The 21,907-nt window shown below is 71.9% G+C and carries 17 protein-coding genes and 2 tRNA genes; 10 read left to right on the top strand and 9 right to left on the bottom strand.

Annotated elements, in window-relative coordinates; translation table 11 throughout:
- Positions 1 to 35 precede the first annotated feature (35 nt).
- The 3 genes from ABD194_RS17470 to ABD194_RS17460 form a co-directional block, all read right to left on the bottom strand.
- Positions 36 to 106, bottom strand: a tRNA-Cys gene (locus ABD194_RS17470).
- 28 nt (positions 107 to 134) lie between these two features.
- A tRNA-Gly gene (locus ABD194_RS17465) sits at positions 135 to 207 on the bottom strand.
- A gap of 91 nt (positions 208 to 298) precedes the next feature.
- Positions 299 to 1,540, bottom strand: a complete 1,242-nt coding sequence (locus ABD194_RS17460) for a YihY/virulence factor BrkB family protein (protein WP_343993708.1) — start codon at positions 1,538 to 1,540, stop codon at positions 299 to 301.
- A gap of 102 nt (positions 1,541 to 1,642) precedes the next feature.
- Here ABD194_RS17460 and ABD194_RS17455 point away from each other — a divergent pair, with 102 nt between their 5' ends.
- Positions 1,643 to 3,283 (top strand): acyl-CoA dehydrogenase family protein, encoded by a 1,641-nt coding sequence (locus ABD194_RS17455; RefSeq protein ID WP_343993706.1) that lies wholly within the window; start codon positions 1,643 to 1,645, stop codon positions 3,281 to 3,283.
- A gap of 64 nt (positions 3,284 to 3,347) precedes the next feature.
- Here ABD194_RS17455 and ABD194_RS17450 read toward each other — a convergent pair whose 3' ends face one another.
- Entirely contained in the window at positions 3,348 to 4,328 is a 981-nt protein-coding gene (locus ABD194_RS17450; RefSeq protein WP_343993704.1) for a polyphosphate kinase 2 family protein, read from the bottom strand.
- A gap of 60 nt (positions 4,329 to 4,388) precedes the next feature.
- Between ABD194_RS17450 and ABD194_RS17445 the strand changes: the two genes are divergently transcribed.
- Positions 4,389 to 5,132 (top strand): dihydrofolate reductase family protein, encoded by a 744-nt coding sequence (locus ABD194_RS17445; RefSeq protein ID WP_343993702.1) that lies wholly within the window; start codon positions 4,389 to 4,391, stop codon positions 5,130 to 5,132.
- A 61-nt stretch (positions 5,133 to 5,193) separates the two neighbouring features.
- Here the strand turns inward: ABD194_RS17445 and ABD194_RS17440 are convergent, their stop codons facing one another.
- Positions 5,194 to 6,363 carry an alpha/beta hydrolase family protein gene (locus ABD194_RS17440; protein WP_343993700.1) on the bottom strand — a complete coding sequence of 390 codons (1,170 nt, stop codon included), beginning with the start codon at positions 6,361 to 6,363 and terminating at the stop codon, positions 5,194 to 5,196.
- Between the two features lie 121 nt (positions 6,364 to 6,484).
- Here ABD194_RS17440 and msrB point away from each other — a divergent pair, with 121 nt between their 5' ends.
- Positions 6,485 to 6,934, top strand: a complete 450-nt coding sequence (gene msrB / locus ABD194_RS17435; protein ID WP_343993697.1) for a peptide-methionine (R)-S-oxide reductase MsrB — start codon at positions 6,485 to 6,487, stop codon at positions 6,932 to 6,934.
- A 47-nt stretch (positions 6,935 to 6,981) separates the two neighbouring features.
- The gene (locus tag ABD194_RS17430) at positions 6,982 to 7,410 is read left to right on the top strand and encodes a DUF1707 SHOCT-like domain-containing protein (protein WP_343993695.1); all 429 of its coding nucleotides are present in this window, start codon (positions 6,982 to 6,984) and stop codon (positions 7,408 to 7,410) included.
- 51 nt (positions 7,411 to 7,461) lie between these two features.
- Here ABD194_RS17430 and hemQ read toward each other — a convergent pair whose 3' ends face one another.
- Both hemQ and hemG read right to left on the bottom strand, forming a co-directional pair.
- The gene (hemQ, locus tag ABD194_RS17425) at positions 7,462 to 8,163 is read right to left on the bottom strand and encodes a hydrogen peroxide-dependent heme synthase (RefSeq protein WP_343993693.1); all 702 of its coding nucleotides are present in this window, start codon (positions 8,161 to 8,163) and stop codon (positions 7,462 to 7,464) included.
- 34 nt (positions 8,164 to 8,197) lie between these two features.
- Positions 8,198 to 9,574 (bottom strand): protoporphyrinogen oxidase, encoded by a 1,377-nt coding sequence (hemG, locus tag ABD194_RS17420; RefSeq protein ID WP_343993691.1) that lies wholly within the window; start codon positions 9,572 to 9,574, stop codon positions 8,198 to 8,200.
- Positions 9,575 to 9,765: 191 nt separating this feature from the next.
- On the opposite strand from hemG, the gene ABD194_RS17415 reads away from it, so the two are divergent.
- On the top strand, positions 9,766 to 11,064 hold the full coding sequence (locus tag ABD194_RS17415; RefSeq protein WP_343993689.1) for a DUF4349 domain-containing protein: 1,299 nt from the start codon (positions 9,766 to 9,768) through the stop codon (positions 11,062 to 11,064).
- Positions 11,065 to 11,149: 85 nt separating this feature from the next.
- On the opposite strand, the gene murJ is transcribed toward ABD194_RS17415, so the two are convergent.
- Both murJ and hemE read right to left on the bottom strand, forming a co-directional pair.
- Positions 11,150 to 12,838 (bottom strand): murein biosynthesis integral membrane protein MurJ, encoded by a 1,689-nt coding sequence (murJ, locus tag ABD194_RS17410; RefSeq protein ID WP_343993687.1) that lies wholly within the window; start codon positions 12,836 to 12,838, stop codon positions 11,150 to 11,152.
- A 17-nt stretch (positions 12,839 to 12,855) separates the two neighbouring features.
- Entirely contained in the window at positions 12,856 to 13,908 is a 1,053-nt protein-coding gene (hemE, locus tag ABD194_RS17405; protein WP_343993685.1) for a uroporphyrinogen decarboxylase, read from the bottom strand.
- Between the two features lie 94 nt (positions 13,909 to 14,002).
- On the opposite strand from hemE, the gene ABD194_RS17400 reads away from it, so the two are divergent.
- The 5 genes from ABD194_RS17400 (at position 14,003) to ABD194_RS17380 (ending at position 21,262) form a co-directional block, all read left to right on the top strand.
- The gene (locus tag ABD194_RS17400; RefSeq protein WP_343993683.1) at positions 14,003 to 14,587 is read left to right on the top strand and encodes a DUF3000 domain-containing protein; all 585 of its coding nucleotides are present in this window, start codon (positions 14,003 to 14,005) and stop codon (positions 14,585 to 14,587) included.
- On the top strand, positions 14,584 to 15,930 hold the full coding sequence (locus ABD194_RS17395; protein ID WP_343993681.1) for an HRDC domain-containing protein: 1,347 nt from the start codon (positions 14,584 to 14,586) through the stop codon (positions 15,928 to 15,930). The genes ABD194_RS17400 and ABD194_RS17395 overlap by 4 nt, the downstream gene beginning before the upstream one ends.
- A gap of 306 nt (positions 15,931 to 16,236) precedes the next feature.
- Complete coding sequence (locus tag ABD194_RS17390; protein WP_343993679.1) at positions 16,237 to 17,475, top strand: thiolase family protein; 1,239 nt, start codon at positions 16,237 to 16,239, stop codon at positions 17,473 to 17,475.
- Positions 17,472 to 19,601 (top strand): 3-hydroxyacyl-CoA dehydrogenase NAD-binding domain-containing protein, encoded by a 2,130-nt coding sequence (locus ABD194_RS17385; RefSeq protein WP_343993677.1) that lies wholly within the window; start codon positions 17,472 to 17,474, stop codon positions 19,599 to 19,601. The genes ABD194_RS17390 and ABD194_RS17385 overlap by 4 nt, the downstream gene beginning before the upstream one ends.
- A gap of 131 nt (positions 19,602 to 19,732) precedes the next feature.
- Positions 19,733 to 21,262 carry a helix-turn-helix domain-containing protein gene (locus tag ABD194_RS17380; protein ID WP_343993675.1) on the top strand — a complete coding sequence of 510 codons (1,530 nt, stop codon included), beginning with the start codon at positions 19,733 to 19,735 and terminating at the stop codon, positions 21,260 to 21,262.
- The last annotated feature ends 645 nt before the right edge of the window (positions 21,263 to 21,907 follow it).

Genomic DNA, 21,907 nt, shown 5'->3' with positions numbered 1-21,907 from the left:
GCTGGTACTGCTGGGTCCTGCGTGGTGTCTCACCGAGGTGGAGACGGGATTTGAACCCGTGTACGCGGCTTTGCAGGCCGCTGCCTCGCCTCTCGGCCACTCCACCGTGGAAGGCAAGTGGATCTTTGCCTCCGAGCGGACGACCGGGCTCGAACCGGCGACCTCAACCTTGGCAAGGTTGCGCTCTACCAACTGAGCTACGTCCGCGGGAACACCAGCGGTGTAACTTCCCCGCTCGGTGCTTGCTAGACATTAGCCGATCGCTCGACCAGATACAAAACCGGCGGCTGCACCCCCGTCAGGGCCGCGCCGCAGGCGGATTCGCGGCCTCCGGGTGGCCGGGCGCGGCCTCCCCCGACTCCCCCACGGCGGCCTCCGGCGAGCCCGCCCCCACCCCACGCCGGATGGCTGCACCGAGAGCTCCGGGCGCCTTGCTGTGAAACTGCTGGTCACGCCCACGGTCCTGCCCCTCGTCACTCGTGGCCCTGTGTCGCGCCGCCTCGGTGCCCGACTCGGTGCGCACCTCCGTGCCCGCCTCCAGGCCCGCGTCGTGCGCCGTGCCAGCCCCCGCGCCACCGCTGCCCTCGCCGCGCCCAAGGAGCGCGCCCGCGCCCTCCTTGGCCCAGTTGACCAACCGCACGTCGGTGCCCTCGTGCAGGTCGACGGGCCACAGGAGGCGCACGGCCGCGTTCATCCCGGCGCCGATGAGGATGGCGATCGCCAGGGCGTAGAGCCACACCAGCAGGACGATGGGCGTGCTGAGCGGTCCGTAGATGGAGGATCCGCCCATCGAGGCCTCGAGCGAGATGCGCACGACGTAGGACGCGACCATCCAGATCGCCATGGCCAGAACCGCGCCCGGAAGGTTGCGCCGCCAGGGGCTGCGGTGCGGCGTGGACACGTGGTACATCGAGGCGAGGAGCACCACGCCGAAGGCGATGAGCGCGGGCCAGTAGAGCGCACGAGTGACGGTCGCGGCCACCTCCGGCAGCCAGGAGGACAGCAGCCCGGGTCCGAGGAGCATCAGCGGCAGCACGATGACGGCCGAGACGATGCCGATGGAGTAGAGCAGGAGACTGAAGGCCCGCATGTGCACGATCCCGCGAGCGCCGTTCTGCCCGTACATGATCGACACCGTGTCCACGAAGACGTTGAGGGCGCGGGACCCCGACCAGAGCGAGAGCACGAAGCCGACCGAGACGATGTCGACGCGGCCGCTGCCGAGCACGTCCGAGATGGTCGGCAGGAGCAGCTCCTTGATGCTGGACTCGGAGAGGAAGCGCGAGGCATACGCCTCGATGGCCGACACGATGTTCTGCGTCGTCGCTGCCCCGATCCAGTTGCCGACGAAGCCCAGCCCGCCGAAGAGCCCGAGCACCAGCGGCGGGAGGCTGAGCAGCATGAAGAACGCACCCTCGGCCGCCAGCCCGGTCACCCGGTAGCGCAGGCACACGCGGGTCGTCTCTCGGGCCAGCCGGCCGAGCCGGAGGCCCCACGGCACCCGCTCCAGCACTGCTCGAGTCCTCGTCCGCACGCTCATCGTTGTCCGAGGCTAACCGGGTCAGGGCCACTCCGTGACGCGTGACCGGCGCGACACCCGGTCCGCCCGTGCCCCGCCTCACTGACGACCTACCCTCAGCGGGTGAGCACACACGAGGTGACCAACCAGGTCCCGCCGTTCCTCGGCAGCGACTTCCTCCTCGACGACGCCGCGCTGCGCGAGTGCGTCGAGCGGTGGGCCGGCCCGTCGGCGGTGGCCGAGCTGGCGCCCCTCGGCGCCCTGGCCGGCACCGAGGAGGCCCAGGAGCACGCCCGGCTCGCCGACACCAACCCGCCCGTCCTGCGCACCCACGACGCACGGGGCAACCGCATCGACGAGGTGGAGTTCCACCCCTCCTGGCACTGGCTCATGACGCAGGCGGTGGGTGCCGGCCTGACCGCCGAGCCGTGGACCGCACCGGCCGGCTCGGGCGCCCACGTGCGCCGCGCTGCCGGGTTCCTCCTGTGGTCGCGGGTCGAGGCCGGCCACGGCTGTCCCGTGTCGATGACGTATGCCGCCGCGTCGGCCCTGCGGCACGACCCCACCCTGCGCGACCGGTGGCTCCCGGCCCTCGCGAGCCGCCGCTACGACTTCGGCATCCGGCCCGTCGCGCAGAAGGCCGGCGCCGTCGCCGGCATGGGCATGACCGAGAAGCAGGGCGGCTCGGACGTGCGCGCCAACACGACCCGTGCCACGCCATCCCCCGGCGGCCCGCTGCCGGGTGAGACCTACCGGCTCACCGGCCACAAGTGGTTCTGCTCGGCGCCGATGAGCGACGTCTTCCTGGTGCTCGCGCAGGCGCCCGGTGGCCTCACCTGCTTCGTGGTGCCCCGGGGCCTCGACGACGGCACCCGCAACGCGTTCGCGCTGCAGCGCCTCAAGGACAAGCTCGGCAACCACTCCAACGCCTCCAGCGAGGTCGAGCTCGAGGAGACCTGGGCGAGCCGCCTGGGCGAGGAGGGGCGTGGCGTCCGGACGATCATCGACATGGTCGGCGCCACCCGTCTCGACTGCGTCCTCGGCTCGAGCGCCACGATGCGCGACGCGGTGGCCAGGGCGGTGCACCACGCCCGGCACCGGTCGGCCTTCGGCGCCCTGCTCGTCGACCAGCCCCTCATGCGCAACGTGCTGGCCGACCTCGCCCTCGAGGCCGAGGCCGCCACCGTCCTCGGCCTCCGCCTGGCCCACGCGGTCGACTGCGGCGAGACCGAGCTCGCTCGCATCGGGGTGGCGCTCGGGAAGTTCTGGGTGTGCAAGCGCACGGCGCCCCTGGTCGCCGAGGCCCTCGAGTGCCTCGGAGGCAACGGCTACGTGGAGGAGAACGGAGTGGCCCGCCTCTACCGCGAGGCGCCGCTCAACTCGATCTGGGAGGGCTCCGGCAACGTCAACGCCCTCGACGTGATGCGCGCCGTGACACGCGAGCCGACGACCCTCGAGGCCCTGACGAAGGAGCTGCACGAGGTGCGCGGCCACAGCCGCGAGCTTGATGCGCACGTGGACGTCGCACTGGCACAGGCGAGTTCGCTGGACCCGGCGTCGGCGGAAGCGACCTTCGGGGCGCGCGCCGTCGTCGAGGGCCTCGCCCTGGCACTGCAGGGTGCCCTGCTGGTCCGGCACTCCCCCGGCCCCGTGGCCGACGCCTTCGTCGTGAGCCGGGTCGCCGGGCGGCGCGGCCACACCTTCGGGTCGCTCGGCGTCGACCTCGCCGGCGCGGCCCCTGCCCTGATCGCGCGCGCCGGCTGAGAGCCCGCCCACCGTCCCGCCCGGTCGTCACCGACGGCCGCGCGGGACGGCATACCTCCTCGGGTCAGCTGAGCGCCAGCCGTTTGCGCTCCCCCTCGACGTCGAAGTCGGCAGGCGGCCACTGCAGGTTCATGTCGCGCAGTGCGTCGAGGAGCAGCTGCTGCACCGCGAGCCGGGCGTACCACTTGCGGTCCGCCGGGACGACGTGCCAGGGGGCGCCGACCGTGGACGTCTTGTCGAGCACCGCCTGGTACGCCTCCATGTAGGCGTCCCACTGCCCCCGCTCGTCCACGTCGCCCGGGTTGAACTTGTAGTACTTCTCCGGGCTGTCGAGCCGCCGGAGGAGACGGGCCTTCTGCTCGTCCCTCGACATGTGCAGCATGACCTTGACGACGGTGGTTCCCGCAGCCACGACCTTGCGCTCGAACGCGTTGATCTGCGCGTAGCGCTTCGACCACACCTCCTGCGGGACGATGTCGTGCACCCGGACGACGAGGACGTCCTCGTACTGCGAGCGGTCGAAGACCCCCAGCTGTCCCGGCGCCGGCAGCGCCTTGTCGATGCGCCAGAGGAAGTCGTGCGACAGCTCCTCCTTGGTCGGCGCCTTGAACGCGGTGGCCTTGACGCCCTCGGGGTTGACCGAGATGACGTGCCGCATGATGCCGCCCTTGCCTGAGGTGTCCATGCCCTGCACGACCAGCAGCACCGACCGCTTCCCGCCGGCCGTGGACTCGGCCCAGAGCCGCTCGAGCTGGTCAGCCAGCTCGGCCTCGCAGGCCTGCAGCGCCGCCTTGCCGTCGAGCTTGTTCCCGGTGAAACCCGGTGTGCCCGAGGTGTTCACGAGGGCGAGCTCGAAGCCCTTGGCGACGCGCAAGGCGTTGCCGATGTCCTTGATCTCCTTGACGGCGTCCGCCTCGTGCTCCGCGACCAGCTCGTCCTGCTCAGCGGCCCGCTCCACCACGGCCGCGGCGAGCTTGCCGCTCCGCGTTCTCGCGTCCTTCTTGTGCTTGCCCTTGCCCTTCTTGCCCTTCGCGCCCTTGCCCATGGCGACATCCTGCCCGAGACGGGCCCCGCGCGGCGGGATGCACCACGGATACTGGCGGGCATGCGACTGCTCGTCCCCGGCGGTTCCGGCCTGCCCGCTCTCGCCGACCTCGACGACGCGGGCCTCTTCACCGCGTATGCCGCCCCGGGTGGTCCCTGGGTGCGCTGCAACATGATCACCTCGCTCGACGGTGCCGCCACCGGTCCCGACGGGCGCTCGGGCTCGCTCAACAACGAGGCGGACCACGTCGTCTTCGAGGTGCTGCGGGCCCTCAGCCAGGTGATCGTCGTCGGGGCCGGCACCATCCGGGCGGAGGGCTATCCGCCTCTGTCCGTGGCCGGCTCGCTGCTGGACCTGCGGCGCGGCCTCGGGCTGCCCGAGGTGCTACCCCTGGTCGCGGTGAGCAACCGCGGCGCCGTACCCCCGACGCTGAGTGGCTGCCGTGACGGCCGAGCGCTCATGGCCGTGCCCGCCTCCGCGCCGGGCCTGGCCCAGGCACGACGCGACCTCGGCGACGAGAACGTCATCGTCTGCGGCGAGGACGAGGTCGACGTCGCCGCGCTGCTGTCCGCCCTGCACGAGCGGGGGTGGGACCACGTGCTCACGGAGGGGGGCCCGACCCTGCTGGCCGCGTTCCTGTCCGCGGGCCGCATGGACGAGCTGTGCTTCACCATCGCGCCCCAGGTCGTCGGCGGGAAGCACCCTCGTCCGGTGGCGCTGCAGGGCGTCCCGCTCGACCTGCAGCTCGAGCTCCTCGCCGAGCAGGACGACACGCTCATGGGACGGTGGCGGGTCAGGCGCTGAGCGCCCGACGCGTGGGCTCCGCCGACACCCACACGGTCGGCAGGTCATCGAGCGATGCGCCTCACCGAGTCTCGACGAACTCGCGCAGCACGCGCTCCCAGCGCTCGGGGTCCTGGTTCCACTCGCGGCAGTGCCCGGCCGTCTCCCACCGCTCGAGCCGGACGAGGTCGGGCCGCCGCCCGGCGAGAGCCACTGCGGGACCGGCGGGGACGAAGTCGTCGCCGTCGGAGGCGATGACGAGCATCGGATGGCGCAGCTCGCCTGCTCGTGCGACCCAGTCGGTGCGCGCCACGTCGATCGGCTCGTGGACCCCCACGAGCCTCCGGCTGCGGCGTGAGCCCATCAGGTCGGTGGCGACACGCACGAGCGGACCCGGGACCCTGCGCAACCTCCCGTGGTGCCGCAGGACCACACCCCAGTCGACCACCGGGGAGTCGAGCGCGACGCCCACGACGTGGCGCGCCAGCGGCGACCGGTCGAGCGCCTGCAGGACGATCGCGCCACCCATCGACCACCCGAGGAGGAGGATCCGCCGCGCACCGTGCGACACGGCATACGCCATGGCCGCCTCGACGTCGCGCCACTCCGACAAACCCAGGCTGTAGCGCCCGTCCAGCCCGCGCGGCGCGTCGCGGTCGTTGCGGTAGGCGGTGACGAGGCTGGTCCAGCCCGCGTCGCTCAGGACGGGCACCGCCCGCAGGGTCTCTTCCTTGCGTGCGCCGCGACCGTGGACCAGCACCGCCCAGTCGGTCCCCCGCGCGTCGCCCTCGGGGCGGACGAGCCAGCCGGGAAGCGCACCGACGTCGGACTGAATGCGCAGGTCCTCGTCGGGCAGGCCCAGGCACACCGAGGGCCGGTCCCAGTAGTAGTACTGGTTCCAGCGCGCAGTTCCGACCTCGAGCCGTCCTCGGTCGACGGCGAGCAGCCGTCGCGTCACGGTGCCGCCGCCCTCGTCGACGACCTCGCCGACGCGCGCGTGACCGGACCCGCCGTCGAGCCAGACGCCGTAGCGCCCGGCCGCCATGGTCTCGGACGTGCTCGCGAAGGTGACGGTCTGCCGGTCGTGGGTGGCGATCTCGACGTCGTCGGGCTGCAGCTCGTCCGGCGTCACGACCTTGCGGGCGAAGTAGGCAGCGGCTGCCAGGGAGCCGCTGGCCGCGCCGAGCAGCGAGCCGGTGCCCGCAGCCGCCGCCACGAGCACCGGACGGGAGACCACGCGGCGCACCGGCACCGCCCCATCGTGGCAAAGGTCGGTGACATCACGTCGGAGGGCGTGCCGCAGGGCGTGCCGGCGCGCACGGCGCCCAGCGGGGCTCGGGCACAAACCGCGGTGGCATCGCGTTGGGAAGGACATGAGCGAGCACAGCACCTCCCAGAAGCCGTATGCCGTCCAGCGCACCGACGAGGAGTGGCGCGCGGCCCTCACGCCGGCCGAGTACAAGGTCCTGCGCCAGGCGGGCACCGAGCCGGCCTTCCGCGGCGAGTACACCGACACCAAGACGCACGGCGTCTACTCCTGCCGTGCGTGCGGCGCCGAGCTCTTCCGCAGCGACACCAAGTTCGAGTCGCACTGCGGGTGGCCCTCGTTCTACTCCCCCCTGGCAGGCGACTCCGTCGAGTTCATCGAGGACAGGTCCTTCGGGATGAAGCGCGTCGAGGTCCGGTGCGCCAGCTGCGGCTCGCACCTCGGGCACGTCTTCGAGGGCGAGGGCTACGACACCCCGACCGACCAGCGCTACTGCATCAACTCGATCTCGCTGCGGCTGGAGCCGGACGACAGCGCCTCGGCGAGCGAGGCCTGATCACCGGTCGGCTGTCGGGCCTCGGACTCCTCGCCTAGATTCGATCCATGGACGACGGGGAGATCCGGATCAGCAGCGCCGAGCGGGAGCAGGCTCTCGCCGATCTGGCGGAGCACCACGCGGCCGGGCGGCTGGACGCGAACGAGTACGAGGACCGTCGTGGCCGGGCGAACGACGCCGTCGTCCGGCGGGAGATCACGTCGCTGTTCGTCGACCTTCCCGAACCTCGGCCGAAGCTGGGCCAGCCCAGTGGTTCGTCGCTCGGCTCGACGGTCGGCTCGACGGTGGGCGCGCCGGCACCTCCCGCGCCGCAGACCCCGCCTGCCGTGTCGTCCTCGCCGCGCGCGAAGCTCGCGCGGACCCTCGTGAGCCTGTCGCCGTTCATCGCCCTCGGCACGTTCTTCCTGACCCGGTCCTGGCTCGCCTTCCTGCTGATCCCGATCATCGCCATCCTGGCCCGGACGTTCGACGAGTGAGCCCCGCTCCACCGGGAGCGGGGCCCATTCGTGCGTCGTGGAGCAGCGAGGTCAGCGCAAGTTGGCCACCAGCTCGGCCGGCTCGACCTTGGGCCCGGTGAAGAAGGGGATCTCCTCGCGCACGTGCAGGCGGGCGCGGGAGGCCCGCAGCTCGCGCATCAGGTCGACGATGCGGTGCAGCTCGTCGGCCTCGAAGGCCAGCAGCCACTCGTAGTCGCCCAGGGCGAAGGAGGCGATGGTGTTGGCCCGCACGTCCGGGAAGTCGCGCGCCATCTGCCCGTGCTCGCGCAGCAGGTCGCGCCGCTCGCTGTCCTCGAGGAGGTACCAGTCGTAGGAGCGGACGAACGGGTAGACGCAGAGGTACTTGCGCGACACCTCCTCGGCCATGAACGCCGGGATGTGGCTCTTGTTGAACTCGGCCGGCCGGTGCAGCGCCGCGCTGCTCCACACGGGCTCGAGGTGCTGGCCGAGCTCGGTGCGCAGGAGCCGGTGGTAGGCCGACTGCAGCCGCTCGATCGTCTCGGCGTGCCACCACACCATGAAGTCGGCGTCGCCGCGCAGGCCCGCCACGTCGTAGAGGCCGCGCACGACGACGCCCTCGCCCACGAGGTCCTCGAGGAAGGCCTCGAGCTCGGAGACCAGCTTCTCGCGGTCGTCACCGAGGGGGGTGACGCTGCTGAACACCGACCACATCGAGTAGCGGATGGTGTCGTTGATCTCTCGCATTCTTGCCGGGGTCAGGCGCTCGCTCATGACCCCATTCTCGCAACTTCCCGGGGGCCGCCTGTCAGGGGGTCAGGACGGCCCGAGCAGCGGCCCGACCGGAGGCGATGCAGGCCGGGATGCCCACCCCGTCGTATGCCGCCCCGCCCAGCGCGAGCCCCGGTGGGAGGTCCCGGGTGGGCGCCAGTCGCGCACGGTGCCCGACGGCATACTGCGGCAGTCCCCCACCCCAGCGCTGCACGTGGGCGGCGCTCGGTTGCGGCAGCTCACCGAGAACCCGCCGCAGGTCGGCGAGGGCGACCTCGACGAGCTCGGCATCGGACCGCTGGAGTGAGCTCTCCTCGCGGTGGCGTCCCACCGAAGCCCTCAGGAAGGTCCGCTCGGGGTGTGCTGCGGCGAGCCAGGGCCACTTGACCGAGCTGAAGGTCGACGCCTTGATGGTCAGCGGCTCGGTCGGCGGCACGAGGAAGCCGCTGCCGTCGAGGACGGCGGGCGGCGGACCGTCGAGCGCGAGCGTGACGATCGCCATCGACGCGTACTCGATGCCTGCCAAGGCACTCGCGGCGGCGGGAGCGACGGTCCTCAGCAGGCGCGAGGCCGGGGCTGCCGGCGTGGCCACCACGACGGCGTCGAAGCGCTCCTGGGTCACGTCGGTGGTCGGACCGGTCGAGACGACCCAGCCGTCGCCGTCCCGGCCCAGCTCCCGGACCACCGTGCTCGTGCGGAGGTCGACCCCGGACTCGGCGAGCCGGCGCTCCAGCTCCTCCGGCAGCGTGCCGAGCCCTCCGACGAGGGACGCGAACACCGGGCGACCGGCCGCGGAGCCGTTGGCCGCAGCGGCGGCCGCGGTGCGGGCCACATCGAGCAACGGCCGCCCGTCACGGGCCGCCGCAGCGAGCACCGGCACCGCCTGCTCGGCGGAGATCTCACGGGCGTGGCCGGCATAGACCCCCGCGAGCAGCGGCTCCACGAGCCGGTCGGTCACCGCGTTGCCGAGCCGACGGTCGACGAGGTCGCCCACGGACACGTCACCCTCGACGACCTCTCCGAGGACCTCGCGCGCGAGCCGGTCGACCTCGTCCGAGGTCAGCAGTCCGCGTACGGACTCGGGGTCGGACGGCACCCCCATCAGGGTGCCGCGCGGCATCGGCCAGCGCTTCCCGCGCGAGACGATCGAGGCACCGGCAGGGCCTGGGTGGGTGACGCGGTCGGCGAGCCCCAGCTCGTCGAAGAGGGTCAGGGCCTCCGGCCGGCGGGCGAGCACCGACTCGGCGCCGACGTCGATGCGCACTCCGCCGACCTCCGCGAGGCGGAGCTTGCCACCCACGCGGTCGGTGCCCTCGAGCAGCGTCACCTCGCAGCCGCTGTCGGAACGGCAGAGCTCCCACGCCGCCGCCAGCCCGCTGATCCCACCGCCGAGGACGGCGACCGTCGTTGCCATGCCGCCACTCTTCCACTCGCGTCCGGCGGTGCCGTGCTCGGGGCTGCGCACCTCGGGGTCGGTGCAGCCAGGGCCCCGCAACGTCCCCGGCCGCTCAGGTGTCTGTGCAGGCATCACGTCGCCATGGCTGCGTCGCGGGCGCTCCACCACCACGAGGCCACCGCGGAGGCGACCCGTCGAAAGGCTCACCCATGACCGCCCTCTCGCACCTGCCCCGTGACACCTCCGCGACAGCAGCCGACTCGTCGCCCACCGAGTCACCCGGGCAGTCGTCCCCTCAGTCGTCAGCTCGGCCGTTCCTCCGGGCCTCGCGGGCGCCGTCGACGCGCCGACTCGTCATCGCCGCCGGGTCCGCCGTCGTCCTGCTCGGGCTCGCGATCCCCCTCGGCCTGCGCGGCGTGACCGGCGGATCCGTCAGGCCGTCGGCCGACGCCGGGGTGGCTGCCGACCGGGGCGCTCCCGCGAGGGCAGGCAGCGGGTCTGCCGGCGCCGCCATCTCGCCGTCGGCCCCGTCGGTTCCCTCTGGTTCCGGCGCGAGCAAGGAAGGGGCGCAGTCTCCCAGCGCCTCCGCCGGTGCCGGCGACTCGGTGGTCGTCGGTCCCAAGATCGCCCGCACTGCCTGGCTCGGGCTCAAGGTGAGCGACCTGGCCGGAGCCGCGGCCCGCGCGCGCGTCGTCGCCACCGACGCTGGCGGTCAGGTCACCTCCGAGAACGTCGTCACGTCGATCGATCCCACCGGCGGCCCGACCGGAGGCCCGGTCGACTCATCCCCCAGCGGGGTGACGGGCTCGTCGGGCACCCAGCCACCCAGCCACTCGACTGAATCCTTGCAGGAGGTCGGGGTGGACCAGGCGCGGATGGTGCTCAACGTGCCCGCCAAGGCGCTCGACGAGGTGCTGACACAGCTGTCCCGGCTCGGCACCGTCAGCTACCGCTCGTCGCAGTCGGAGGACGTGACCGACACCTACGTCGACACCAGGGCGCGGATCCAGCCGATGCGCGACGGGATCGACCGGGTGCGTGCGCTGCTCGCGAAGGCGACCGACCTGCAGCAGATCATCACGCTCGAGAGCGAGCTGACCCGCCGTCAGGCCGAGCTCGACTCGCTGACCCAGCGCCTGGCGCAGCTCGACGCCATGACGACGACCAGCGACGTCACCGTCTCGCTGTGGACCGCCACCACGACGGCGCCCACGCCAGCGCCCTCCGGCAACGGCCTCGCCACGGGTCTGAGGTCGGCCTGGGACAGCCTTCTCGGCTCGCTCACGGTCGTGCTGACCGGGCTGGCCGCGCTGCTGCCGTGGCTCCTCGTCCTCGTGCCGCTCGGCCTGCTCGCCCTGCGGCTGTGGCGTCGCCGCGGTGCCGGCGCAGCTCCGGCCGCCTCGCCCAGCTCGCCTCCCACCGTTCCCACCGTGAGCGCTCCTGCCTCCGGCGGCACCGCTTCCACCGGCACCTCTTCGACCTCCGGGACCTCCGACCCGCGCCAGTGAGGGTCCCGGTGACCGTCCGAGGCCTTGCAGTGGCTCGGTGACCCAGTCCCCCGCCGCCGTGGTGTGGCCTCAGGAGCTCAGAGCCTCAGCGGACCAGCCGGCGGCGCACCATGTCGGACACCTGGCGCACCTCCCGGACGTGCATCGCGTGGGCGATGCCGAGGTAGATCACGCCGAAGACGAGGCCGGTCAGGCCGATCTCCAGGGCGCTGGCAAAGATCCGCTTGCCGACTGACGACGACCCGTCGATGGCTCCGGCGGTGATCGGGTGGACCACCACCGTGACGGCCCAGGCGACGAGCCCGGCCACCGTGGCGGCGATGCCGACCCGCGACGCCGTGACGACGGAGCCCATGAGGCCGAGGCTGCCGGTGCGGCGGCGCAGCTGGTAGAGCCCGACGCCGGAGCTGACGACGTTGCCCACGGTCTGCCCCATCGCCATGATCCCGATCGCCCACACCGGGTTGACGAAGAAGGTGACGACTCCGGCGAGGGCGCTGATGCCGGTCAGCAGTGCCTGCATGACCACCGTCGGCTTGCCGTCCTCGAGGGCGAAGAACATGCGGTAGCAGAGCAGGTCCAGCCCGAACGGCACGAGGCCGAGGATCATGATGACGAGCACGCTCGCCGACACCTCGATCGACCGCGGGTCGGCGCCGCTGGGATACAGCAGGGCCACGATCGGGCGGGCCAGGACGATGACGAGCACCATGATCGGCACGTTGGCCACGAGCGGCATGGTCAGGCCCTGCCGGAAGTCGCGCCGCAGGGCGACCCGGTCGCCGGAGGCGGCGGACGCCGAGAAGCGCGGGAAGAGGGCGGTGATGATTGAGGTGGTCACGAAGGCGTGCGGCAGCATGAACAGGGTGAAGGCGACCCCGTATGCCGCGGGGCCGCGCACCTCGCGACCGAGGCCCATCTGAGCCGCGGAGGACGTCGCGTTGTTGAGGACGCCCTGGCTGATGAAGAAGCCGAGCTGCGAGATGGCCAGGCCCGCGAAGGCCCAGAGGGCCAGGCGGCTCACGCCTCCTAGTCCGACACCGCGCACACCCCAGCGGGGGCGGTAGCGGAAGCCGGTGCGGCGCAGCGCCGGGAGCAGCGACAGCGCCTGGACGACGACAGAGAGGGTGGCCGAGCCGGCGAAGAGCCAGATCATCGGCGCCGTCCACTCCGACGGGTTGCGGGCGCGGGCCTGGCCGGCAGCGTCGAGGAGATGCGGCTTGGGGAAGACGACGAGGAAGAGCAGCAGCCCGGCGACAGCGACCACGTTGGCGATGAACGGCGCCCACGCGAACGCGCCGAACCGGCCTCTGGCATTGAGAATCTGGCCGAGGAGGGCGAAGAGTCCGTAGAAGAAGATCTGCGGCAGGCAGATCAGCGAGAAGGCCAGCGCCAGGCTCTTGAAATCCGGCGAGGAGTTGCGCGCGAGCAGCCAGACGAAGCCGCCTGCCCCTGCCATGACGAGGACCGTGATGGCCGCCATCCCGGCGAGCGCGACGGTGATGACTCGGTCGGTGAACTCCTGCCCGCCGTCGTCGAGCTTCATCGCACGCGCCAGCGACGGGATCAGGACGGCGTTGAGGATGCCCCCCGCGGCGAGGACGTAGAGCACGTTGGGCAGGGTGTTCGCGAGCGAGAACGCGTCACCGGCAAGCGTGAGCCCGATGATCGCCGTGATGAGGGCGTTGCGCAGGATGCCGAGCAGACGCGAGGCGACCGAGCCGCCGAGCATGGTCAGGCTGGAGCGAGCGACCGAGGGCGCAGCCGTGGTCATCCTGGGCGCCGTTGCCGTCATCCGCGGCCCGAGCACTCGTGCACGAGCGCCGTGACGCGCGTGAGCACGTCGGGGTCGACGTTCGGCAGCACGCCGTGACCGAGGTTGAAGATGTGCCCGGGCGCCCGACGCCCCTCCTCCACGATCTCGCGCACCCGCCGTTCGAGCGCCTCCCACGGCGCGAACAGCAGCGCGGGGTCGAGGTTGCCCTGGACGGCATACCCCGGCCCGAGACGGTCGACGGCGTCGGTCAGCGACACGCGGTAGTCGACGCCGACGACCTCGGCCCCGGCCTCTCCCATGAGCGTGAGCAGCTCTCCGGTGCCGACGCCGAAGTGGATGCGCGGCACGTCGAGGTCCTCGACGGCTGCGAGCGCGGCCGCGGAGTGCGGTTGCGCCAGAGCGGCGTAGTCGGCGCGCGACAACGCGCCCGCCCACGAGTCGAAGAGCTGGACGGCGCTGGCACCGGCCTGCGCCTGGACGCGAAGGAACTCCCCCGAGATCTGGGCAAGCCTGGCGCACAGCGCATCCCACAGCCGCGGGTCGCCGTGCATGAGCGCCTTGGTCTTCTCGTGGTTCTTCGACGGGCCACCCTCGACGAGGTAGGAGGCCAGCGTGAACGGGGCGCCGGCGAAACCGATCAACGGCGTCTCACCCAGCTCGCGGACGACCTGCTGCACCGACTCGGTGACGAAGGGCACGTGCTCCGGCGTCAGGGGCACGAGCTGGTCGAGGTCGGCGGCCGAGCGCACGGGCCGCGCCACGACGGGACCCACCCCCGGCACGATGTCGAGGTCGACCCCGATCGCCTTGAGCGGTACCACGATGTCGCTGAAGAAGATGGCGGCATCGACCCCGTGGCGGCGCACCGGCTGCAGGGTGATCTCGGTGACGAGCTCGGGACGCATGCAGGACTCGAGCATCGGCACGCCCTCGCGGATCGCGCGGTACTCGGGCAGGGAGCGGCCGGCCTGGCGCATGAACCACACGGGGGTGCGGCTGACCGGCTCCCTGCGGGCAGCGCGCACGAGGTCGCTCTGGCGGGTGTCTGGTAGGGCTGCGGTCGGCACCGGTCAATCCTGCCATGACGCAGGGTGCCCCCCGAGCCACGCTCACCCGGCGTGCCTGAGGACAGAACGCCCGCACGCGGCATACGCTCGTGCGGTGCACACGAGAACGTTGCCGGGCAGCCACGGCGCGGTCTTCGCAAGGACGCTGAGCGCCCTGCGAGACGTCCGTCTGCGCTCCGAGGTGCGCCTGACCGAGGTCCCCGCCCCGACGCGCATCGCGCCGTACGCCGCTGCGATCACCGCCGACGTCATCGACGTCGCCGACCCCGACGAGGACCTCGCAACGGGCCGGTTCGTGCTGCTGCACGACCCCGCGGCACCGGAGACCTGGGACGGCCAGTGGCGCATTGTCACCTTCGCCAGAGCCGAGCTCGAGCCGGAACTGGCCGGGGACCCGATGCTCGGCGCCGTGGGCTGGTCCTGGCTCACCGACTCGCTGGTCAGTCGCGGGCTCTCCTGGACAGCAGAGGCGGGCACCGTGACGCGCGTCGTCAGCGAGAGCTTCGCCGGGCTCGCCGATCGCGAGGCGAGCGTCGAGATGGAGATCCGCGCCTCCTGGACGCCGGTCGGCGGCGACGCGCCGGAGCACCTGCGCGCCTGGGCCGACATGCTGTGCACCATCGCGGGCATCCCGCCGCTGCCCGACGGCGTCGTCCCCCTGCCGGGGCAGCGCCGGTGACGGCGGAGCCCAGGGAGCCGACCGACGAGGCCACGGACGAGCTCGCAACCGACGTGGTCGCAGACTCCAGTGTGATCGATGCTGCCGCTGCTGCAGACGAGCCCGTGGCGGACGGCACGGACACCGCGCCGACTCTCGTGCCACTGACCCACCCGCGCGACGGCGTGCCGGACGTCGTGGTCGACGAGCGCGCCCTGATGCGTGCCGCCGAGGCCATCGCCGGCGGCACGGGGCCTGTCGGCATCGATGCCGAGCGGGCCTCCGGCTACCGCTACGGGCAGCGCGCCTACCTCGTGCAGATCCGACGCGAGGGCTCCGGCACCTGGCTCATCGACCCCATCGCGTGCCCCGACCTCTCCCCCGTAGGAGATGCGATCGGGGACGCCGAGTGGATCCTGCACGCCGCCACCCAGGACCTGCCCTGCCTCACGGAGGTCGGGCTGCGTCCACAGGCGCTCTTCGACACCGAGCTCGGCGGCCGGCTGGCCGGCCTGCCCCGCGTGGGCCTGGGCGCCATGGTCGAGCACTACCTCGGGCTGCAGCTGGCCAAGGAGCACTCCGCCGTCGACTGGTCGGTGCGCCCGCTGCCCGAGCCGTGGCTCCGGTATGCCGCCCTCGACGTCGAGGTGCTCGTCGAGCTCCGCGACGCCGTTGCCGCCGAGCTCGCCTCCCAGGGCAAGGACGCGTGGGCGCGCGAGGAGTTCGAGCACCTGCTCGACTTCAGTGGCCCCGAGCCCCGCGTCGACCCCTGGCGCCGCACGTCGGGCATGCACAAGGTGCGGGGCCGGCGCGGGCTCGCGATCGTGCGCGAGCTGTGGTTCTGGCGTGACACCACCGCGCAGCAGCGCGACACCTCCCCCGGCCGCGTCCTGCCCGACGCCGCCATCAGCGAGATCGCCATCGCCAACCAGCGCGCGACCAGGCCTCCGCACACCGTGTCGTCGAGCGACCCTCGCCTGGCGCGCTCGATCCGTCGCCACCAGGAGGCGATCATCGAGACGGTCGCCCGCGCCCTGGAGCTGCCCGAGACGGAACTGCCGCCGCTGACCCTGCCACCGACCGGTCCGCCGCCACCCAAGGCGTGGCCCGACCGCGACCCGGTGGCGGCCGCACGCCTGACGCGCTCGCGTGAGCTGCTCGGCGCCGTCTCCGCCGAGCTGGCCGTGCCCGTCGAGAACCTCCTGACGCCTGACCTGCTGCGCCGCTTCCTGTGGGAGGGCCCGGCCGCGCCCACCACGGCCGAGGTCGCCGACGCGCTCTCCTCGATGGGGGCCCGCCGCTGGCAGACCACGATCGCGGCTCCGCTGGTCTCCTTGGCCTGCAGCGAGCACCGGCCGGGTTGACCGCGCCGCGGCCGCCCTGCCGTCGAAGGTGGCTCGTTCGCGGGTCCGGGCTCCGCACGCAGGTTGCGGGTCGGTTCGCGTGGTGCGCCGTTCGTGCCGACCTCCAACGCGCGCAGCAAGCCCTGGTGCGCGTACCGACGTGCCGCTCGAGAGCGGGTGAGCATCGTCACGGGCGGTCCCGTTGGTGGCGAAGTTACCGGGAAGTAGCATGAGTCGGGGCGTGCACCCGCGCCCTGGAGCCGGGTTCTGTCCCGGTCCCGCGACCAACCTGGTCCCTGCGACCACCCTCGACCCACTGGAGGCACTGTGCCCCGCGCACTCAATGAGGTCGTCTTCGTCGACGGCGTCCGAACGCCGTTCGGCAAGGCCGGCGATCAGGGCATGTATGCCCAGACCCGGGCCGACGACCTCGTCATCCGGTGCATTCGTGAGCTGCTGCACCGCAACCCCACCCTGCCCAAGGACAAGGTCGAGGAGGTCGCGATCGCCGCGACCACCCAGATCGGCGACCAGGGCCTGACGCTCGGACGCACGGCCGCCCTCCTCTCGGGCCTGCCGAACACGACCCCGGGCTACTCCGTCGACCGCATGTGCGCCGGCGCGATGACCGCCGTGACCAACACCGCGAGCTCGATCGCCTTCGGCGCCTACGACATCGCGATCGCCGGCGGCGTCGAGCACATGGGCCGTCACCCCATGGGCGAGGGCGTCGACCCCAACCCGCGCATCGTCAGCGAGAAGATCGTCGACCCCGACGCGCTCGTCATGGGCAAGACCGCCGAGAACCTGCACGACCGCTTCCCGCAGCTGACGAAGCAGCGCTCCGACGCCTTCGCCGTCGGCAGCCAGGACAAGCTCGCGAAGGCTTACGCGGACGGGAAGATCCAGCGCGACCTCGTCACCGTCGCGACGCGCCACGCCGAGAAGGGCTGGGGTCTCGCCACCGCCGACGAGCCGCCGCGTCCCGGCACCACCGTGGACGACCTCGGTCAGCTGAAGACCCCCTTCCGCGCGCACGGCAACGTGACCGCCGGCAACGCCGCCGGTCTCAACGACGGCGCCACCGCCTGCCTGCTCGCGTCCGAGCAGGCCGCGACCGACCTCGGGCTGCCGGTGCGGATGCGTCTCGTCTCCTTCTCCTTCGTCGGCGTCGAGCCCGAAGTCATGGGCGTCGGGCCGGTCCCGGCCACCGAGAAGGCCCTCGCCAAGGCGGGCCTGTCGATCGACGACATCGGCCTCTTCGAGCTCAACGAGGCCTTCGCCGTGCAGGTGCTCGCCTTCCTCGAGCACTTCGGCATCGCCGACGACGACCTCCGCGTCAACCAGTACGGCGGCGCCATCGCCACCGGCCACCCGCTCGCCAGCTCCGGCGTCCGCCTCATGACGCAGCTCGCCCGGCAGTTCGAGGAGCACCCCGAGGTGCGCTACGGCCTGACCGCGATGTGCATCGGCATCGGCATGGGCGGCGCCGTCATCTGGGAGAACCCCCACCACGAGGCCTACGTGCCCTCGACGACCACGAACGAGAAGGAGTCCGTAGCGTGACCGCCACGACTGAAAAGGCCACGGCTGCAACGGACTTCGCCACCGAGGTCGTCACCCGCACGCCGGCGCACGACATCGCCCTCCCGGACAACGCAGGCACCCTCGCCCTCATCACGCTCGACAACGGCTTCGACCACACCAAGCCGAACACGTTCGGCCCGCAGTCGATCGCCGACCTGACGGCCACGATCGCCGCGCTCCGCCAGCGCGCCGAGGCCGGGGAGATCGTCGCCGTCGCCGTGACCGGCAAGCCGTTCATCTTCGCCGTCGGCGCCGACCTGACGGGCGTGCCCTTCATCGGCTCACGCGACCAGGCGCTCGAGGTCGCGCGGGCCGGCCACGCGGCATACGCAGCGTTCTCCGACCTGCCGGTGCCGACGTTCGCCTTCGTCAACGGGGCCGCCATGGGCGGCGGCGTGGAGCTGGCGCTGTCCGCGACCTACCGCACGATGAGCGCGGGCGTCCCCGCGGTCGCGTTGCCCGAGGTCTTCCTGGGCCTGGTCCCCGGCTGGGGCGGCTGCTGGAGGCTGCCCAACCTCGTCGGCGTCGAGAAGGCGATCACCGTCGTCGTCGAGAACCCGCTGAGCCAGAACCGGATGCTCAAGGGGACCCAGGCGTACGAGCTCGGCATGGCCGACGTGCTCCTCGAGCCGGCCGACTTCCTCGAGGAGTCGGTCGCCTGGGCAGCGCGGGTCCTCTCCGGCGAGGCCGCCGTCGAGCGTCCCGACGTCGACCGCGACGAGACGGCGTGGGACGCCGCGATCGGCAGGGCCCGCAAGCTCGCCGACGTCAAGACCGGCCGCCAGGCCAGGAGCCCGTATGCCGCCCTCGACCTGCTCGCCGCCGCCCGCACCGCCACCCGCGAGGAGGGCTTCGCCGCCGAGGACGAGGTGCTCGCCGACCTGCTGATGAGCGACGAGCTGCGCGCCGGGCTGTACGCGTTCGACCTCGTGCAGAAGCGCGCGAAGCGGCCCGCCGGCGCACCGGACAAGGCCCTGGCGCGGAAGGTGACCAAGGTCGGGATCGTCGGCGCCGGCCTGATGGCCAGCCAGCTGGCGCTGCTCTTCATCCAGCGCCTGCAGGTGCCGGTCGTGCTGACCGACATCGACGACGAGCGCGTCGCCAAGGGCGTCAGCTACGTCCACGCCGAGCTGGACAAGCTCGCCGGCAAGGGCCGGCTCAACGCGGACAAGCTGAACCGCTACAAGGCCCTCGTCACCGGGTCGACGAGCAAGGACGGCTTCGCCGACGCGGACTTCGTCATCGAGGCCGTGTTCGAGGAGATGTCGGTCAAGCAGCAGGTCTTCGCCGAGGTCGAGGCCGTCGTCTCGCCCGAGTGCGTCCTCGCGACGAACACCTCGAGCCTGTCGATCGCCGAGATGGCCTCGAAGCTCGAGCACCCCGAGCGGGTGGTCGGCTTCCACTTCTTCAACCCGGTCGCCGTCATGCCGCTGCTCGAGGTCATCCCGGGCGAGCGCACCGAGGACGCCACTCTCGCAACCGCGTTCGCCGTCGGCAAGGCACTGAAGAAGACGTGCATCCGCGCGGCGGACCGCCCGTCGTTCATCGTCAACCGCCTCCTCGGCCGCTTCATGGGCGAGGCCGCGAAGATCCTCGACGAGGGCACCCCGATCGAGGTCGTCGACCGCGCCTTCGCCGGTCTCGCGCCGATGCCGCCGTTCGTCCTCATCGGGCTCGTCGGGCCGGCCATCGCGCTGCACAACGGCGAGACGCTCGTGCGCGCCTTCCCGGACCGGTTCTACGCGTCGCCGACCCTGCAGCGGATCGTCGCGGCGGGCAAGCGCGGCTTCTACGACCTCGGCTCGGGCCGACCGGTCCTCGACCCCGAGGTCGCCGAGCTCATCGAGAAGCCGGCGGAGCCGGTCGTGCTCGACCTCGCCCAGGTGCGCCAGCGCGTGCTGACGGTCCTGGCCGACGAGGCGCGCCGCATGCTCGACGAGGGCGTCGCCCAGGCACCGATGGACCTCGACCTCGCGATGATCACCGGCGCCGGCTTCCAGTTCTGGAACGGCGGCATCACCCCGCTGCTCGACCGGACCGGCGTCGCCGAGGCCGTGACGGGCTCGCGCTTCCTGCCCGTCGGGGTGGCGAACGCTCCGGCCTGACCGCTCCACCCCACCGTCGAAAGGCCACGAACCGGGCTCGGACGGGCGCTGCCCCTCAAGTTGCGCTCCCGGTTCGTGGCCCTTCGACGTGGCAGATTTGCCCTAACTCATATATGAGTTAGCCTCGATCCGTGACTCAGACCTACTTGACCCGGATCGGCGGACTCATCCGCGACGCCCGACGCCACAAGGGAATGACCCAGTCTGACCTCGCGGAGCTGCTCGGCAGCTCCCAGGGTGCGGTCACCCGCATCGAGCAGGGCAAGCAGAACCTCAGCCTCGAGATGCTGGCGAAGATCGGCGACGCCCTCGACTCGGAGTTCGTCTCCCTCGGCCACTCGGGCCCGCAGCACCTGCGCATCGTCGGCGGCCAGAAGCTGGGCGGCGCCATCGACGTCAAGACCTCCAAGAACGCCGCCGTCGCCCTGCTCTGCGCCGCACTGCTCAACCGGGGCCGCACGACCCTGCGCAACCTGGCCCGCATCGAGGAGGTCAACCGCATCCTCGAGGTGCTGGCCTCGATCGGCGTGCGCACCCGGTGGCTGCCCGACAGCAGCGACCTCGAGATCATCCCGCCCGCCGAGCTCAACCTCGAGGGCATCGACGTCGCCGCTGCGCGCCGCACCCGCACCGTCATCATGTTCCTCGGGCCGCTGCTGCACGAGCACGAGAGCTTCCAGCTGCCGTATGCCGGCGGCTGCGACCTCGGGACCCGCACCGTCGAGCCCCACCTGAGTGCGCTGCGCGCGTTCGGGCTCGAGGTGACGGCCACCCACGGCTTCTACGAGGCCCACTCGGACCGCTCCGTCAACCCGCAGCGCGCCATCGTGCTCACCGAGCGCGGCGACACGGTGACGGAGAACGTCCTCATGGCGGCCGCGCGCCACGCCGGCACCACCGTCATCCGCAACGCCAGCCCGAACTACATGGTCCAGGACCTGTGCTTCTTCCTCGAGAAGCTCGGCGTGCGCATCGAGGGCATCGGCACGACGACCCTGACCGTGCACGGCATCGCCGAGATCGACGTCGACGTGGAGTACTCCCCCAGCGAGGACCCGATCGAGGCGATGAGCCTCATCGCCGCGGCGGTCGTGACCGACAGCTCGATCACGATCCGTCGGGTGCCGATCGAGTTCATCGAGATCGAGCTGGCGACCCTCGACGGCATGGGGATGAAGTACGAGCTGTCGGCGGAGTACACCTCGGCCAACGGCAAGACCCGCCTCGTCGACCTCACGACGATCCCCGGGCCGCTGCACGCCCCCATCGACAAGATCCACCCGATGCCCTTCCCGGGTCTCAACATCGACAACCTGCCGTTCTTCGCTCTCATCGGCGCGGTCGCCGAGGGCAGCACGATGATCCACGACTGGGTCTACGAGAACCGCGCCATCTACCTGACCGAGCTGACGAAGGTCGGCGCCAAGGTGCAGCTGCTCGACCCGCACCGGGTCATCGTCGAGGGCCCGACCCGCTGGCGCGCAGCCGAGGTCATGTGCCCACCGGCGCTGCGTCCCGGCGTCGTCGTCCTGCTGGCGATGCTCGCTGCGCCGGGCACGTCGGTGCTGCGCAACGTCTACGTCATCAACCGCGGCTACGAGGACCTCGCCGAGCGTCTCAACGCGCTGGGCGCGACGATCGAGGTCTTCCGCGACATCTGACCTGCTCGGCGCAACCGAGGGCCCGAGCCGGCTCTGACCCTGGCGGCGGCCGGTGGCGATGACTCCGCCGGCGGCCCGCCAGGTCACGATTGCCGCACGCTGTCGAGGCGGGCAGCTCCCAGTGCGAGCAGCAGGAGCGGCTGGTGGCGCGCCCTGCCACAGACCCTCGAGCGAGCCGCGGCAGCAGGCAGGGCAGCCGGATTGAGGGTCCTCGGCCCGTTCGTCGAGGACCAGGACCTGACGATGTACGTCCGAGGGCCTGCTGCAGGAACGGTCCCGGAGTTCACCCGCGCGCACGTGCTGCGCCCCTCACCCGATGCCGAGATCCATGTTCATCCACTCCTGCTTGTGCGGGTGGCGGTGAGCGGTGTCCTCGGCAAGGTGCGGCTCGAGTGCCATCTCGATCCAGAGACCCTCCCTGTGCGTTGGGTCGTGTGATGACCCATACGGCGCAGCCGGGACGTGCCCGAGCACTGGTTGACCGCTGGGTCACTGGATGACCCAATGCACAGGCGACGGCAACACACCCCGGAATGCGCGTCAGCCGTCTCAGACGCCGTCCGGCTTCTGCCCGTCCGGCATCTGCTCCTCCGCATGCGCTCGGCTGAGGTCTGCTCGTCTGCTCCCCGCGGAAGCGGCGCGTCA

The sequence above is a fragment of the Terrabacter terrae genome, assembly GCF_039529575.1.
Classification (GTDB): domain Bacteria; phylum Actinomycetota; class Actinomycetes; order Actinomycetales; family Dermatophilaceae; genus Terrabacter; species Terrabacter terrae.
The sequence above is the reverse complement of the archived record's forward strand: the minus strand, read 5'-3'. Positions and strand labels throughout refer to the sequence as shown.